The following is a 14,921-nucleotide window of genomic DNA, read 5'->3' as shown; positions in this document are numbered from 1 at the left end:
CTCAGTGCAGAGCCCCGTCGGCGACGATGAGCACCGTCCGCGGAACTCCATAGGTCGCACTGATCCAGACCTGATCGGCGTCACTGACAGGCACGAGGCCGCCTGAAGCGAGATAAACCTGCCCCTGGCTCATCTCCCGGACGAAGCGGGCCGCCGTGGCCGGCGGGGCGACAGGCGCTGCCGAGATCACGTCCGCAGGAGTGTCGGCGAACGCAAGCCCGCCGTAGTTCGCAGCGCTCACCGGCAGCCATCCCTGCGCCGAGAGCAGGTACACGGACCCGCCGTACGAGGCACGCACCGGAATCGAACCGGAGGTCCTCAGCTTCGCGAAGGAATCATCGGATAGCGGCTTCGCCGTGCCCTTGAGCACGTCGACCTGTGCCGCGGCAGGAACATCGAGGATTCGCCCGGTCGATGTCATCAGGCGCATCGCGCCGGCCGCGCTCCGATAGATCCCGGCAGCGACCACCGGATCGCCGATCGGCAGCCCCTTCAGCAGCGCGTCCGACACGATCGTCGCCGTGGAGCCGATGCCGTACATGGCCAGGATCGACGGATCAGGCACCTCGCGGCGCTGACCGCTCTGGATCAGCCACGGGTTCCCGCTGCTGCCCTGAAGGAGCGCCGCAAGCGGACCGCTGTCCTTCATGCCGAGGGCCGAGACATCGGCCGTGGGAAGCGTCGCGCACGTCTTGCCGAACGCGGCGACATCCGAGCAGGTACCCAGGCGGTACGAGGCCGTGCCATCAGAGATCATCAGCTTCGCATCAGGGGACTTCCAGATCATTCCGGGCGCTAGGGTGAGGCCTTGTAGTGTGCCGTCCGCGAGCACCCACACGGTTCCGGATAGCCCGAAGAAGCTGGATGCCCAGGCTCGCGCCGCATCGTTCTCGATCACCTGCGGCGATCCACCGGAGATCAGGAACACCTGGGAGGAGGACGCGATCCGGACGAAATGCGGTCGCCCGTCGGTACCGGCCAACGGCACGCCCACCCACGCGCCGGGGTCGCCCGTCGTGAAGAACTTCGTTCCTCCGTACTGTGCAGGGTCGACCTGGAACCAACCCTGCTGGGTGAGCAGAAGCGCACGGTTGTCGCTGTACATCCGCGTGGGCAGATCGCCGCGTGCCGAGATCGTCGCGAAACTGGGAGCCGTCAGCTGCCGGGCGACGCTGGTCACGCCTGCGACGCGCGCGCCCTGCGGGACTCGGTATGCTCCCGACCCGTTGACCAGCAACATGCCCGTGCCGCCGTCGGCGTAGACCCCCGATCCGAGCACCGGCGCCCCCACCGCCAGCGCCTCGACGAGTGACGTGGAGACGGTGGTCGCTGCGGATCCGATGCCATAGGGGGCCAGGATGCCGGGATCCACGACTTCGCGGCGCTTGCCCGCCTGCACGAGCCAGGTCGCGCCTCCAGACTGACGGACCAGCAGTTCGAGCGTGCCCTTGTCAGAGGTTTGCGACAGATCGGACGCCGTGGCGGTGGGCAGCCTTGTGCAGTCCCCGCCCCAATCGGCGACCTGCGAACAGCTGCGGAAACGGTACCGGTTCGTGCCGTCGATCAGGTAGGCGGTCCCGTCCGTGGCGCGGACAAGTCTCTGAGCCGGAGCCGCGATTCCGCCCAAAGCCGAGTCTGCGACGACCCGCACGTCGGGCCGGACACCGAACGTGGCGGTGATCCAGCGCTGCTGGTCCGCGTTGACGAGCTGGAGGGTGCCGCCCGACACCAGGAACACCTGGATGCCCGACTGCTCGCGCACGAAGTGCGCTCCCAGCGCGGACGAGGCGGACGGCAAGCCGGCGACGGCTCCCGCAGGGAGATCCGCGAAGCGGACGACCGATCCGTATGCGTCCACCGCCATCCAGCCGTCGACGCTGAGCAAGTAGGCCTGAGTGCCGGCGCGGACCGCGAGCGGAAGCGTCCCTCCGCTCCGAAGCCGCGCGATCGATTCCGCCGTGACGCGCTTGGCCACGGACATGAAAGCGGGGACCTGGCCCTGTGCGGAGACCTTGTAGGCGCTGCCGTTCTGCAGCAGCGCGGTCATCGCTCCGGTCGAGTCCCTGTAGATCCCTGCGGCGAACACCGGATCGCCGAGCGAGTACTCCGACGCCATCGCATCGGAGATGGTGATGATTCCGGTCGACATGCCGTACTGCGCGAGGATGGAGCGATCGACGATCTCACGTCGCGAACCACTCTGGATCAGCCAGGAGGATCCGATCGCGCTGACCGAAGGCTGCAGTGTCCCCCCGTCCGGATAGATGTTGACCTGCGCCTGCGCCACCAGCGGAAGCGAACCGCATGCCCACCCGTAGTCCGTGGCGAGAGCGCACGAGGGCACCCAGATCCTGCGTCCGCTGTCCAGGAGATACACGTTGCCGGCGTCGGTGCGCACCGCACGCGGAGCGGTGCCGCCATCCGAGAACTTGGCGAGGTCGGAAGAGCTCACCACGCGCAGGGCGGACACCCACGTGAACTGCACCGCCCGCTCGGCCGTGGGGAAGAGGTACTTGACCGTGCCCGTGACTAGGTACACCTTTCCCGACGTCGAGTCCTGCAAGATCTGCGCGCTGGCCGAGGGAGTAGAGCTCTGCGTCGATCCGAACCAGTCGGTGAAGTAATTGTAGAAATTACGATTACCGTACGCCGAGCAGCCGTCGCCCTCGCCGTATCCTGCTGCAAGAGCCGCAGCATTCGGCTGATATGGCGTGTAGTAGTAGAGGGCGGCTGTCGCCTTGTTCGAAACGAAGACCGGTCCGCTGCCGCAGGCCTGGTTGGGGTTGTAAAGGATGCTCCATGTGTTGCCCGGCGCGTACCAGGTGAACCAGCGGCCCTCCATGTAGATCTGCATCTGACGCGCCGCGCCGTAGATCTGCTGGAAGAAGCCCACGTAGCTCGGGTCGCATGGAGCGTCATCGGGGCACCCCTGACCGAGCGCGCTGTCATAGCGCCAGCCACTGGGCCAGGTGTGCGTGACGAGGCCCTGCTCCTTCTGGAGCATGACGATCAGGACCCGCGGGTTGATGTTGCACGACTGCGAGACGCGGTAGATGATGCTCGCCGCGCTCTCGTTCGCCGTCCCCGAGTATCCGCCGCAGTACGCGTCGGCGGGGCGGTTCTGAGACGTGACGCGGAAGTCCTTGAGGCAGGTGTATCCGCTCTGGCACGACGGCACCTTAGCGTTGAAGAAATCCTGAATCTGCTGCGCCGACATCGTCGACTTGTCCGTGAACACGGCGTCGCTGATGATGTTCCCGGCTTGGAACCCTGCCAGGGACATCGGGCGGATCGACGACGCCGCCGGCCCCGACGCCGTAACGGCGTGCGCGGCGACCGACTGAGACGCGGCAGCGGATCCTGCCGCGGACACCACGGGCACCAACGTGCTGACGAAGACGGCCAGGACAGCCAGCACGCCGACGATCCACCGCCGGTGCACAACAAGGCGCGTGAGACCCGGGTCATCTCCACTCATGTGACCAGTGTGGCGGATGTGGCAAGATATCGCCACATTTCCGCGATTCAGAGCTCCGCGTGCAGCGTCCAGACCCGCTCGGCGGAGCCGTTCCAGGAGTAGGCCCGAGAGCGGTCCGCGGCGAGCACCGACAACCGCCTGGCGCCCTCCCCCGCGGCGTCCCTCAGGGCGTCGGTGAATCCTCCCGGCCTCACGAGCAGCCCGCCCTCGGCGAGCACGTCGTGGTGCACACCGCTCTCCGCCGCGATCACGGGGACACCGAGCACGAGCGCCTCGACCAGTCGCCACGGCCAGACCGGGGCGGGATCCGCCCCGGCGAAGGCGAGCGCACCCGCGAGCAGCGCGGCGCGGTCTTCCGCGTCCAGCCGCCCGATCACGTGCACGCGCGGCGCGACGAGCCCTTCCGTCGCCGCGACCTGGGCGATCGCGGGCGCGGATCCCGTCGCCGCGTCCAGCACGAAAACATCGGCATCCCGGTCGACCGCGGCGGCGAACACCGCGGAAAGGGTCCCCGCCGTTCCCGTGCTCACGATGTACCTGTCGGGGGCGCCGAGCGCACGGCGGCGCTCGGCGGCATCGTGCGGGATCGCGAAGCCCGCGGCCGCCGCCCCGGGGATCACCCGGATGCGATCGGCGAAGCGACCGAGAGCGGCGAGCTCCTCCGCCATCGCGTGCGTGGGCACGACCACGGCGTCGGCGTGCTTGACGGCGCGCTTGAGCATGCTGCGCTGCCACAGCACGCTCGCGCGCGACAGCTGCTCCGGCGCGGTCCACGCCCTCAGATCCCAGACCGTCGCGACCGTCTGGTCGTAGTCGTTGGCCCTGTCGTGCTTCGCCAGCGGGGCGAAGAGGGTGGGCGCATGGATCATGCCGCCGCCGACCCCGGCGACCACTCCGAGCTGCCAGGCGGCGCCGAGCTCCCTGCGCGCCAGCGACAGACGGTGCAGCGAGTCCGCGCCGTCGACGGTGAGGTCGCCCGCTCCGCCGGGCACGATCGCCTCGATCGTGCACTTCTGGGGTGCGGTCGCCGCGAGTCCGAGGACCAGGGAGCGTGCGGCCTCGGCCTGATCGGCGTCGACGACGTCGTTCACCTGATCCAGCACAACCCGCAGCACAGCCATGCTCCGAGCCTATCCAGCGGCGCGCACAAGTCGCCGGAGGCGCTCCCGGCGGACGCCAGAGCGGGCTGCCGGCTGAGCCGCAGCACGGTGGGGGCCAGTAGCATCGTGACGAACGTCGAGGCCCTAAGGAGCACACATGCGCGTACTCGTCACCGGAGGGGCCGGCTACATCGGATCCCACACCGTCCTCGCCCTCCTGGAGCGCGGGGACGACGTCATCGTCGTCGACAACTTCGCGAACAGCTCGCCGGTCTCGCTCGAGCGCGTCGGGCGCATCGCGGGTCGTACGGCACGCACGCACCGGATCGATGTCGCGGACGCGGACGCCCTCGACGCGGTGTTCGCCGCAGAGAAGCCGGAGGCCGTGATCCACTTCGCCGGGCTCAAGGCCGTGGGCGAGAGCGTCGCCGAACCGCTGCGCTACTACTCCGAGAACCTCGGGACCACGTTCGCGCTGCTCGCGGCCATGCAGCGCCACGAGGTCCACACGCTCGTCTTCTCCTCCTCCGCGACCGTGTACGGCGATCATCAGCCCGTGCCCTACCGCGAGGACGGCGGAATCCTCGACGCTTCCAACCCGTACGGCCAGACCAAGGTCATGATCGAGCGGATCCTCACCGACGTCGCGCAGGCGGATCCGCAGTGGCGCATCGCGCTGCTGCGCTACTTCAATCCCATCGGCGCGCACGAGAGCGGCCTGATCGGCGAGGATCCGCGTGGCATTCCGAACAATCTCGCACCCTACGTGGCACAGGTCGCCGTCGGACGTCTCGCCGAGGTCGGCGTCTTCGGCGACGACTACCCGACCGCGGACGGCACCGGCGAACGCGACTACATCCACGTCGTCGACCTCGCCGCAGGACATGTCGCGGCGCTCGAGCACCTGCGCACGCACGAGGGCGTCCGCGCGTGGAACCTGGGCACGGGCCAGGGGACCTCGGTGCTCGAGCTCATCGCCGCGTTCGAGAAGGCCTCGGAGCGGCCCATCCCGCGGCGCGTCCTGCCCCGACGCGGAGGCGACCTCGCCCAGACCTGGGCCGACACCGCCCGGGCGGAGTCCGAGCTCGGCTGGCGGGCGCAGCGCGACATCGTCGACATGGCCGCGGACACCTGGCGCTGGCAGTCCGCGAATCCGCAGGGTTACGACTCCGAATAGCCCGGATCCGACGGAGTCCGCGACCGACGAGCCCGGTCGCGGATGGGAGCGCTGGATCAGCTCGTCGGCGCCGGAGAGGGCTCGGGGTGCAGGGCCGCCTTGACCATCGCGTGGATCTGGTCCCAGTCCGGTTCGAGCTCGTCCACGCCGTTCGCCGGAGTGAGGTCGATCGTGGTGAGCTTCTCCTTCTTCGCCTTCATCATGAGGTCGAAGAACTCCGGCAGCTTGTCCTGCGGCAGGTCGGTGTCGACCGCCGATGTGCCCGCGGCGGCGATCTCGCTGAAGTGCGCGGCCACGTTCTGCGGCGTGAACTGCTTCAGCAGCGCGTCCTGCAGCTCGCGCTGACGGCGCATCCGGTCGAAGTCGCTCGTGGTGTAGCGCGAACGCGCGTACCACTGCGCCGTGTCGCCGTTCATGTGCTGCGGCCCGGCCTCGATCCAGCCGGTCGCCCACTCCTCGGCGTTGTCCGGGCCGCCCCACTCGGGAACGTTGCCCTCCGGCAGGCGCTCCTTCACGTCGATGTCGACGCCCCCGAGCGCATCGATGAGCTTCGCGAAATCGTTCATGTCCAGGAACACGTAGTACGGGATCTTGATGCCGAGCACGCCCTCGGCCGCATCCTTGGTCGCCTCGACCGCGGGACGCGAGCCGTGCTGTTTCGCCTCGGGATAGAGCGAGGGCCCGGTGTGGCAGGTCTCGACGGCGTTGGTGAGCTGATTGATCCCGCTCCCCCAGCCGCAGTCCGCGTCGTCGTGCGCCTGCAGGCCGTCGGGGTACAGGTCGTGCATGGGGCCCGGCGCGAATGGCACGTGCGGCATGTCGCGCGGGATGCCGAAGATCGTGGTCCTGCCGGTCTCGGCGTTCACCGACACCACCGAGATGCTGTCGTAGCGCATCGAGTCGCGGCCGAGGCCGCTGTCCGCGCCGAGCAGCAGCACGTTGTAGTAGCCGTCGCTGGGCGGCAGGCTCGGGCCGCCGGAGCCGAACAGGGTGCTGATCGCGCTGCGGCTGGATCCGACCACGTTCGCCGCGTAGGCGGCGCCGGAGCCGCACAGGCTCAGCACCAGGACGGCGACGAGCGGGATCGCGAGCTTGGCGTAGTTCTTGGTGCGCACCAGCCGCACGAGCCGGAGCGTGTCGAACGTCAGCACGACCCAGAGGACGACGTACGCGATGCAGAGCAGCTGGATGAGGCTCAGCACGAGCCAGCTCACCCACCCGCCGCCGACGGTGAGCCAGAGCAGCGCCTGGCGCCAGAGCAGCGCGCCGAGGATGCCGAGCACGACCAGCGCCCACATCGTGAGCGTGGCGCCGAGGCCGAAGCGGCCCAGCCGGCGGTTGCCCGCCAGCACCTGCGCAGATCCGGGGATCAGCACGTTGAGCACGACGAGCCACCAGCCGCGGCGGGTCATGACGTCAGGGGACCCGAAGTCGGGGTCGCGCATCGGCCTCGTGCGGATCAGCCCCGCGCTCTGCGCGGAGACCCCGCCGGGCCGGGTCAGGACCTGGGTCACAGGCTGTCCTTCAGCCGCCGGTTCTTCTCCTCGACCTGCGCCTCGAGGTCGCGGGCGTAGGACTCGACGCGATCGGCGAGAGCCGGATCCGCGGTTCCCAGGATGCGGGCGGCGAGGATGCCCGCGTTGCGCGCGCCCCCGATCGAGACGGTCGCGACGGGGATGCCCGCGGGCATCTGCACGATCGACAGCAGCGAGTCCATGCCGTCGAGGTAGGCGAGCGGGACGGGGACGCCGACCACGGGCAGCGCCGTCACGGAGGCCAGCATGCCGGGCAGGTGCGCCGCGCCTCCGGCCCCGGCGATGATCACCTTGAGGCCACGCCGGCGCGCCTCGGTGCCGTAGCGGTGCAGCTTCTCCGGCGTGCGGTGCGCGGAGACGACCTCGACCTCGTGCGGGATGCCGAACTCGGTCAGCGCCTCGGAGGCGGCACTCATCACGCGCCAGTCGGAGTCGGATCCCATCACGACGCCGACGAGGGGCGCGGCCGATGCATGCAGTGTCCCAGTCACCCGTACAGGCTACGGGCGACGGCTGGGAGAACCCCGCTGCGGCGCGCCCTCACCCGCGAGAACCCGGACATCCCCCAGACGGACGCCGGCGCGGGCGGATGCGGTCCCGAGCGGCTCAGGCGAACGCGGCCGCGGCGGCCCTGGCCTCGGCCAGCACGGCGTCGAGGTCGGATCCGCTCGCGTTCACGTGCCCGACCTTGCGGCCGGGACGCGGCGCCTTGCCGTAGGTGTGCACCTTGGCCTGCGGGCTCGCGGCGAGCGCGGCGGGGACGCGATCGAGCATCCCGGCATCCGCGGGGCCGCCGAGGATGTTGATCATGACGGACCAGTCCTCGTGCGGGGTCGTCTCCCCCAGCGGCAGGTCGGCGACCGCGCGCAGGTGCTGCTCGAACTGCCCTGTCACGGCGCCGTCCTGGCTCCAGTGGCCGCTGTTGTGCGGGCGCATCGCGAGCTCGTTCACGAGGATCCGGCCGTCCTCCGTCTGGAACAGCTCGACCGCGAGCATGCCGGTGACACCCAGTCCTTCAGCGATCTCCCGGCCGATCCTGGCGGCTTCGGCGAGGTGCTCCGCGTCGACGCCGGGCGCGGGGGCGATCACTTCGGCGCACACCCCGCCCTTCTGCACGGTCTCCACGACGGGGTACGACACGGACTCGCCGTTCGGGCGCCGTGCGACCTGCTGCGCCAGCTCGCGCACGAAGGGCACGAGCTCCTCGACGAGCAGGGCGTCGCCGGCGGCGAGGGCCGAGAACCAGTCCGCGGCCTGCTCGGCCGCGGACACGACGCGCACGCCCTTGCCGTCGTAGCCGCCGCGGGGCGTCTTCACGACACCTCGGCCGCCGTGCGCGTCCAGGAAGGTCTGCAGCTCGCCGGCATCGGCGACGCGCGCCCAGTCCGGTTGGGGCGCGCCGAGATCCGTGAGGCGTGCGCGCATGTCGAGCTTGTCCTGAGCGAAGCGCAGCGCGTCGGGTCCGGGATGCACGGCCACGCCGTCCGCGACGAGCGCGCGCAGCACCTCCTGCGGCACGTGCTCGTGGTCGAACGTGACCACGTCCACGTCCGCGGCGAACCGGCGCACGGTATCGAGGTCGCGGTAGTCGCCCACCGCGGTGGCCGCCAGCTGCGCCGACATGCCCTCGTCCTCCGCCAGCACCCGGATGTCGATGCCCAGCTCGATCGCCGGGGCGATCATCATCCGCGCCAGCTGTCCGCCGCCGATCACACCCACACGCAACGCCATCGGATCTCCGTTCCTCGCCCCCATTCTCCCGCACGTTCCCCCCGCCTCTCGCCGCCCCCGCTCGCGCGCACCCCGCTCCCGCCCCGCCGAAGCCCCGCCCCAGTTCCCTCCCACCTTCGAGTCGTCCCCACCAGCGGAGGCTATGGGGTGCGCTGGCGGGGACGACTCGCAGCAGAGGTCAGGCGGTGTAGGGGTTCTGGGCGGCCTGGGCGTCGCGGTGGGCGAGGATCTGCCCCACCTCGACCTGGTCCGCGAGGGTCTCCTGCACGAGCGCGACGTTCGGCACGTCGCGGATCCGCAACGGCGCGTCCACGCCGTTCGACAGCAGGACCGTTCCGGCGCCGACGAGGCGCTGCAAGGGTCCGCGGCGCACCGAGATCGTGTAGCCACGCGCGTGCGACATCTCGATGCTGTTGCGGGATCCGACGCCGTCCCGCACGATCACCCGGCGCGTCGTGATCGTGACCCGCCGCGACAGCCACGCGATGAACGGCACGACCACGAGCAGCAGCACGAGAACGCCGCCCGCCGCCCACAGCATCCAGTCCTCGGCCCAGCCCGCGAGGGGGGCCGGGAGGTTGCTCGTGAAGTACCCCGTCGCACCCGCCACCACGACGAGCACGAGCGCCGACCAGAACAGGTGCCGCGCGTGCGGGTGGAACCGGGCGATGAGGCGCTCCTCGGCGGGCACGCCGGGCGGCGGCGTCATCGGCCGCCCGCCCAGACCCACTGGTTGCGTCACGCGTCCATTGTGACCCGTGACGCCGATATCCGCACGGCCCCGAGCGGGTGTGTCCGGATGCGGATCCGCGAGGAGCCGAGGATCCCGCTCACGCGGATCGCGTCACACCAGCACGGCGATCGCGACGCCGTCCCAGCCCTTCACGCCGACCGTCTGCAGCGCCGTCGCGTCGAAGCGGGGATCGCGGCCGAGCATCTCGAGCGCCTCGCGCGTGCCGACCACCATGGAATCGGCCGAGGCGGGGTCGACGATATCGCCGTCGCGGCCGATGTTGTCCAGCACGACCACGGATCCGGGATGGCCGAGCCGCGCCGCCCAGTCCAGGTAGATCGTGTTCGACTCCTTGTCGGCGTCGATGAAGATCAGATCGAACGGCTCGTCGTCCTCGAGCGCCGGCAGCACCTCGGCCGCGCGTCCCAGGCGGATCTCGACCCGCTCGCCCACACCCGCGGCGTCGATGCTCGCGCGCGCGACCACGGCATTGTCCGGCTCCGCCTCGATCGTCACGACGCGGCCGCCGGCCCCCACCGCGCGCGCCATCCAGATCGTGGAGTAGCCGCCGAGAGTGCCGATCTCGAGCACCCTGCGTGCTCCCGCGATCCGGGCGAGCAGGTTCAGCAGCTTCCCGCTGACCGGCGCGACCTCGATCGCGGGCATCCCCGCCGCCTGCTGCGCGGCCAGCGCGGCCTCGAGGGCTGGGTCGTGCCCGACCAGGGTCTCGGACAGATAGTCGTCGGCGGCGCGCCAGTTCGCGAGGTTCGGTTGGGCCATGCGCCCAGCTTCGCCCCTCGCGCGGCGGCGATCAAGACCGTTCCGGCTCCGATCCGCTCGGCATGCCAGGAGAGGCCCCCGCGCGCTGCGGATCCTCGGCGACCGGCTCGGGGAAGGGCGCCGGAAGCGTCCGCGGCCGGTCGGCGGCGAGTGCCGGCTGCCGGCGGAACTGGCCGGTGAGGATCAGGACGAGGATCACCGCCGCGCCGACGATCCAGCCCGCCACGCCCAGCGGCAGGACGAGGGCCGGATCCGCCGACGTGCCCGCGGCGAAGAACCACAGGTACATCGCCGCGGAGGCGTTGAGCGCGCCGTGCGCGAACACGGCGGGCCACATCGAGGCGGAGCGCAGCCGGAGCCAGCCGAGCAGCACGCCCCACACCACGCATCCCCCGATCATGAGGAGCACCCCGCCGACGTCGGTGCGCCCGAAGTCGTAGCCGAGCAGGATGATCGGCGCATGCCACAGGCCCCAGACCACCCCGCTGATCAGCAGGGAGACCCCGGTGCCGTAGCGACGCAGCGCCGGCACGAGGAACCCGCGCCAGCCGAGCTCCTCGCCGAACGCCGCAATGGCGTTGACCGTGGCGGCGGCCACCGGGATGCTCGCCGCCTGCGCCGCGATCAGCACTCCCGCCGGCGGAAGCGGCGTGCCCGCCGGGACCTTCGCCGCGAGCAGTTCGGTGAACCCGGAGAAGCCCGCGAGGTCGACCGTCAGCCAGCCGCACAGGGCCGCGACCGCGGTCGAGGCCAGCACGAGCAGCGGAGGGGCCAGCAGCCCGATCACGATCAGCCACACGACCCGCTTCACGGGACGCAGGGGCCACAGGCCCAGGAAACGCAGCCGCTGCCCCTTCGGGATCGGCCGGAGGACGAGCAGTACGAGCACGACGGCGACGGCGGGCATGTACATCATCACGCTCATGAGCGGGAGGGCGTACGGCTCCCGCAGTCCGTCGCCGAGCCACAGCGGCAGCGCCACCAGCCACGCCAGTCCGCAGGCCAGCACGATATACGCGACGATCGCACCGAGACCGATGCGCAAGGGCGCCCCCTGCTGCGACACTCGGGTCCCCTCGACGCCCGCCGTCCTCTGGCTGTCCTCCGTCATGATCCGCTCCGATCGTCGTCCGGTCGTTCCGTCCCGTGCGCGCCGCCGTCCGGTGCCACGGCCCCGGACGACCCCGCGCGGTCGAGATAGGCCTGCAGCACCCCGGCGCCGACCGCCGCCCCGTCGACCGTGACGACCAGAGGGCGCTTGTCCCGGCGCTCGACCTCGATCGCGGGCCCACGGCGGAGCACGATTCCGGTCCGGCCGTCGAGGCCGAGCCGCCAGCCGAAGCCGCCGAACTCGCCGAAGGGGTTGCAGTCCACCGCACGCACCGAGACGACCTCATCGAGCGGCACGTGCGCGCGGGGGAAGCCGATCAGGGATCGCACCGAGAGCCCGTCCGGACCGACGCGCACCCGGAACGATGCGGACGACGCGAACGCGCCGCCGATGAGCACCAGGGTGAGCACCGGCACCCACATCCGGTCGGTGAACCGGATCGCCATGAACGCGGTGACGCCGACCACGACCACCACGAGCAGCGAGATCAGGATCATGGCGCGGCGGGACAGCGACGCGGTGGCCAGCCAGACCACGCGCTCGCCGTTCGTGATCGCGGCGACATGGGCGGGCTGCAGCGGCGCGGCCGGAGCCGGGCGGATGTGCGGCTGCAGCAGCCAGCCGATCCCGATCAGCACGACGAACGCACCGAACCCCAGCAGCATGAGACCGCCGAGATCCTGCGCATGCCTCGCATCGGCGATACCGCGCTGCGTGCCCACGGCGCCCAGGTTGATGACCGCGCTGAGCCCGGATATCCCTAGAGCCATCCCGACGATGAGCCTCGCACCGCCGCCCCAGTGGTCGCGCACCCCGATGACCGTCGTGATCGTGAGCGCCGCGGGAAGCACGAAGCCGAGCAGGATCGACAGCCAGGCGAACGTGGCCGGCGGCCCGAAGCCGTCGACGCCCGAGGGACCCCAGTGCGTGGCGGCGGGCGAGGGCAGCTCCGGCAGCCAGGCGAGGACCAGCGCGAGCACGACGGCGGAGAGCACCAGCGGCACGGCGGCGCCGAGGGTCAGGGCGATCAGCCGTGCCCGGCGCAGATCCCGGGCCGGGATCGCGGTCACGTCCTGCGCGGAAGGGGCGGAACGGGCGTTCATGGTGGGGTCCTCCTCATTCCTGGGCCGCGATCAGCGCGGCGAGCATCGCGGGGCCGACGCCGAGCGCGGCGCCACGGCGGACGAGCGCCCCGATGTCCTCCGCAAGGTCGGCGAGAGGCGCGGCGGAAGCAGCGAGCACCGCACCGCGCCCTCGGCGCAGGTCCACGAGCCCCTCGTCGCGCAGTTCCTGATACGCGCGCAGCACGGTGTGCACGTTCACGTCGATGGCATCGGACAGCTCGCGCGCGGCGGGGAGCCTGTCGCCGGGGCGCAGGCGCCCTGCGAGCACCTCCGACCGCACCGAGGCCGCGATCTGCGCGAACAGCGGCTGCGCGCTGTCGGCGTCGATACGGATCAGCATCGCGCTCACCTCCTGTGTAGTTATTCTAGTTCAACTAGTTCAACTAGTTCAATTGTGGAAGAGATCCAGTCGATTCATGACCGGGGGCGTGCACCGGGAAGACTGGCCGCATGCGCATCACCCCCCGCCGGCTGGCCGTCGGCATGAGCCTGTGGATCCCGAACCTGTTCAGCGGCATCAGGGTGCGCGGGTTCAGCGCCGACTGGACGCATGCCGCCGTCGAGCTGCACGTCAACGTCTTCACCCGCAACTACGTGAAGACCGCGTTCGGCGGATCCATGCAGGCGATGACGGATCCGTACTTCTTCATGCTCGTCATGCATCAGCTGGGCCGCGACTACGTGGTGTGGGACACCCGAGGCGAGATCGAGTTCCTCAAGCCGGGTCGCGGCGTGCTCACCGCGCGCTTCCACGTGCCGACGGAGCGGGTCGCCGACATCCGGGCGCGCGCCGCGGGCGGCGCGAAGGTGCTCGAGTGGTTCGAGACGGAGATCACCGACCGCGACGGCGAGGTCGTCGCGCGCGTGCGCCGCGAGGTGTACGTGCGGGAGAAGAAGCGCGTCACCGCCGCGAAGAGCTGAGGAATCAGGCGATCGCGGGCGAGGCGCTCAGACAGGGCCGCACCCGCAGGACCCGCGCAACACGAGTTCGACCGGCAGCTCCACGCCCCGAGCCGGAAGGGCCGGATCCGCGATGCGCTCGCTGAGCAGCTGCACGGAGATCCGCCCCAGCGCGCCCATGGGCTGACGCACGGTGGTCAGAGCAGGCGACACGAACCGGCCGGCGTCGATTCCGTCGAACCCGGTGACGATGACGTCGTCGGGAACGGCGAAACCGGCCTCGCGCAACGCTTCCATCACACCGAGCGCCGTCTGATCACTCGCGCAGACGATGGCACGCGGCGGCGACGACTCCTCGAGCCTGCCGCTGATCTCGACCCTGGCCGCCTCGCGGGAACCCGTCTCGACGATCGCGGGACCACTCGGCGGCGCGCCGAGGCGCGAGAGCGCACTGTCCCAGCCGCGCCGGCGCGCCTCATGCTCCGCGCCGTCCTCCGGCCCCGCGTACCAGAAATCGGTGACCCCATGATCGACGACGAGGTGCTCGGCCATCGCGGCCATCCCGCCCTCGTTGTCCACCGTGATCGCATCCGCGAGCGCCCCGGGGGATGCGCTCCGTCCGAGCAGCACGACCGCCCTGGTGCGCATGAGTCGTCCGAGCTCATCGGGTGAGATCGTCGAGGGAAGCACCACGACGCCGTCCACCCGTCGCGAGACCTCCTCGAGGGCGAGTCCCGCGTCGCTTCCATGCTGCCAGCCGACCACGAGCGGCAGCCCTCGCAGGGTGCACTCCAGCTCGACGCCGTGCAGCACTTCATCGGCGAACAACGGGAAGAGCCGCGGACTCATCGGGTCGTCGCGCACACGTGCGACCACGCCCGGACCCGGAATCGGGCCGGCGCCTCGATCACCCCTGACGCGCGCCGGCATCACGAGTTCGTCGGGTTCGTGCCCGCTGAACGAGTAGAGCCCGATCGCCCCGGTCTGGCGCTCCGCAAGCGCACGGGCGCTGCCGCTGGGGATGTAGTCCAGTCGCCGGACAGCCTCGCCGACGGCTTTCCGTGCGGCCTCGCTCAGCTTCTCGGGCGCACGGAAGAACCGCGAGACGGTCGCCGTGGACACCCCGGCGGCCTCCGCGACGTCATAGACATTGGACGATCTGCTCATGCCAGGCCCTCCTCTGGGTTCGACCAGCCTAGCGACGCCGCCGACCGCCGGCCCGGCGCCGAGATGCGACGGACCTCAGCCTTGA

13 protein-coding genes are annotated in these 14,921 nt (G+C 70.7%); 2 read left to right on the top strand and 11 right to left on the bottom strand.

The window, feature by feature from the left end; genetic code table 11:
* Position 1: 1 nt before the first annotated feature.
* Together ACFC1J_RS07045 and ACFC1J_RS07040 are read right to left on the bottom strand one after the other, a co-directional pair.
* Complete coding sequence (locus ACFC1J_RS07045; protein WP_375903813.1) at positions 2-3,478, bottom strand: hypothetical protein; 3,477 nt, start codon at positions 3,476-3,478, stop codon at positions 2-4.
* 47 nt (positions 3,479-3,525) lie between these two features.
* Entirely contained in the window at positions 3,526-4,599 is a 1,074-nt protein-coding gene (locus tag ACFC1J_RS07040; protein WP_375903811.1) for a glycosyltransferase, read from the bottom strand.
* Positions 4,600-4,735: 136 nt separating this feature from the next.
* On the opposite strand from ACFC1J_RS07040, the gene galE reads away from it, so the two are divergent.
* Entirely contained in the window at positions 4,736-5,755 is a 1,020-nt protein-coding gene (gene galE / locus ACFC1J_RS07035; RefSeq protein ID WP_375903809.1) for a UDP-glucose 4-epimerase GalE, read from the top strand.
* Positions 5,756-5,811: 56 nt separating this feature from the next.
* On the opposite strand, the gene ACFC1J_RS07030 is transcribed toward galE, so the two are convergent.
* The 8 genes from ACFC1J_RS07030 to ACFC1J_RS06995 all read right to left on the bottom strand — a co-directional run bounded on the left by ACFC1J_RS07030 (position 5,812) and on the right by ACFC1J_RS06995 (position 13,109).
* The gene (locus ACFC1J_RS07030) at positions 5,812-7,269 is read right to left on the bottom strand and encodes an LCP family protein (RefSeq protein ID WP_375903807.1); all 1,458 of its coding nucleotides are present in this window, start codon (positions 7,267-7,269) and stop codon (positions 5,812-5,814) included.
* The gene (gene purE / locus ACFC1J_RS07025) at positions 7,266-7,733 is read right to left on the bottom strand and encodes a 5-(carboxyamino)imidazole ribonucleotide mutase (protein ID WP_375904478.1); all 468 of its coding nucleotides are present in this window, start codon (positions 7,731-7,733) and stop codon (positions 7,266-7,268) included. Before purE ends, ACFC1J_RS07030 begins: the two co-directional genes overlap by 4 nt.
* A gap of 163 nt (positions 7,734-7,896) precedes the next feature.
* Positions 7,897-9,021, bottom strand: a complete 1,125-nt coding sequence (locus ACFC1J_RS07020) for a 5-(carboxyamino)imidazole ribonucleotide synthase (protein ID WP_375903805.1) — start codon at positions 9,019-9,021, stop codon at positions 7,897-7,899.
* A gap of 178 nt (positions 9,022-9,199) precedes the next feature.
* Complete coding sequence (locus tag ACFC1J_RS07015) at positions 9,200-9,763, bottom strand: PH domain-containing protein (protein WP_375903803.1); 564 nt, start codon at positions 9,761-9,763, stop codon at positions 9,200-9,202.
* Between the two features lie 102 nt (positions 9,764-9,865).
* Positions 9,866-10,534, bottom strand: coding sequence for an O-methyltransferase (locus tag ACFC1J_RS07010; RefSeq protein ID WP_375903801.1), 669 nt, complete (start codon positions 10,532-10,534; stop codon positions 9,866-9,868).
* A gap of 31 nt (positions 10,535-10,565) precedes the next feature.
* Positions 10,566-11,645, bottom strand: coding sequence for a lysostaphin resistance A-like protein (locus ACFC1J_RS07005; RefSeq protein WP_375903800.1), 1,080 nt, complete (start codon positions 11,643-11,645; stop codon positions 10,566-10,568).
* On the bottom strand, positions 11,642-12,748 hold the full coding sequence (locus ACFC1J_RS07000; protein WP_375903798.1) for a DUF1648 domain-containing protein: 1,107 nt from the start codon (positions 12,746-12,748) through the stop codon (positions 11,642-11,644). The genes ACFC1J_RS07005 and ACFC1J_RS07000 overlap by 4 nt, the downstream gene beginning before the upstream one ends.
* A 13-nt stretch (positions 12,749-12,761) precedes the next feature.
* The gene (locus tag ACFC1J_RS06995) at positions 12,762-13,109 is read right to left on the bottom strand and encodes a GntR family transcriptional regulator (protein ID WP_375903796.1); all 348 of its coding nucleotides are present in this window, start codon (positions 13,107-13,109) and stop codon (positions 12,762-12,764) included.
* A gap of 110 nt (positions 13,110-13,219) precedes the next feature.
* On the opposite strand from ACFC1J_RS06995, the gene ACFC1J_RS06990 reads away from it, so the two are divergent.
* Positions 13,220-13,690, top strand: coding sequence for a DUF4442 domain-containing protein (locus tag ACFC1J_RS06990; protein ID WP_375903794.1), 471 nt, complete (start codon positions 13,220-13,222; stop codon positions 13,688-13,690).
* 27 nt (positions 13,691-13,717) lie between these two features.
* On the opposite strand, the gene ACFC1J_RS06985 is transcribed toward ACFC1J_RS06990, so the two are convergent.
* The gene (locus ACFC1J_RS06985) at positions 13,718-14,836 is read right to left on the bottom strand and encodes a LacI family DNA-binding transcriptional regulator (protein WP_375903792.1); all 1,119 of its coding nucleotides are present in this window, start codon (positions 14,834-14,836) and stop codon (positions 13,718-13,720) included.
* Between the last annotated feature and the right edge of the window lie 85 nt (positions 14,837-14,921).

Source organism: Microbacterium sp. NPDC056052 (assembly GCF_042266785.1).
Classification (GTDB): domain Bacteria; phylum Actinomycetota; class Actinomycetes; order Actinomycetales; family Microbacteriaceae; genus Microbacterium.
Note: the sequence above shows the minus strand (reverse complement) of the source record. Positions and strands in the feature narration are given on the sequence as shown.

Excerpts from the sequence above, each read along its gene's own strand:
- ACFC1J_RS07045 (WP_375903813.1), bottom strand. The coding sequence starts at position 3,478 with ATGAGTGGAGATGACCCGGGTCTCACGCGCCTTGTTGTGCACCGGCGG.
- ACFC1J_RS07040 (WP_375903811.1), bottom strand. The coding sequence starts at position 4,599 with ATGGCTGTGCTGCGGGTTGTGCTGGATCAGGTGAACGACGTCGTCGAC.
- galE (WP_375903809.1), top strand. The coding sequence starts at position 4,736 with ATGCGCGTACTCGTCACCGGAGGGGCCGGCTACATCGGATCCCACACC.
- purE (WP_375904478.1), bottom strand. The coding sequence starts at position 7,733 with ATGGGATCCGACTCCGACTGGCGCGTGATGAGTGCCGCCTCCGAGGCG.
- ACFC1J_RS07020 (WP_375903805.1), bottom strand. The coding sequence starts at position 9,021 with ATGGCGTTGCGTGTGGGTGTGATCGGCGGCGGACAGCTGGCGCGGATG.
- ACFC1J_RS07010 (WP_375903801.1), bottom strand. The coding sequence starts at position 10,534 with ATGGCCCAACCGAACCTCGCGAACTGGCGCGCCGCCGACGACTATCTG.
- ACFC1J_RS07005 (WP_375903800.1), bottom strand. The coding sequence starts at position 11,645 with ATGACGGAGGACAGCCAGAGGACGGCGGGCGTCGAGGGGACCCGAGTG.
- ACFC1J_RS07000 (WP_375903798.1), bottom strand. The coding sequence starts at position 12,748 with ATGAACGCCCGTTCCGCCCCTTCCGCGCAGGACGTGACCGCGATCCCG.
- ACFC1J_RS06995 (WP_375903796.1), bottom strand. The coding sequence starts at position 13,109 with ATGCTGATCCGTATCGACGCCGACAGCGCGCAGCCGCTGTTCGCGCAG.
- ACFC1J_RS06990 (WP_375903794.1), top strand. The coding sequence starts at position 13,220 with ATGCGCATCACCCCCCGCCGGCTGGCCGTCGGCATGAGCCTGTGGATC.
- ACFC1J_RS06985 (WP_375903792.1), bottom strand. The coding sequence starts at position 14,836 with ATGAGCAGATCGTCCAATGTCTATGACGTCGCGGAGGCCGCCGGGGTG.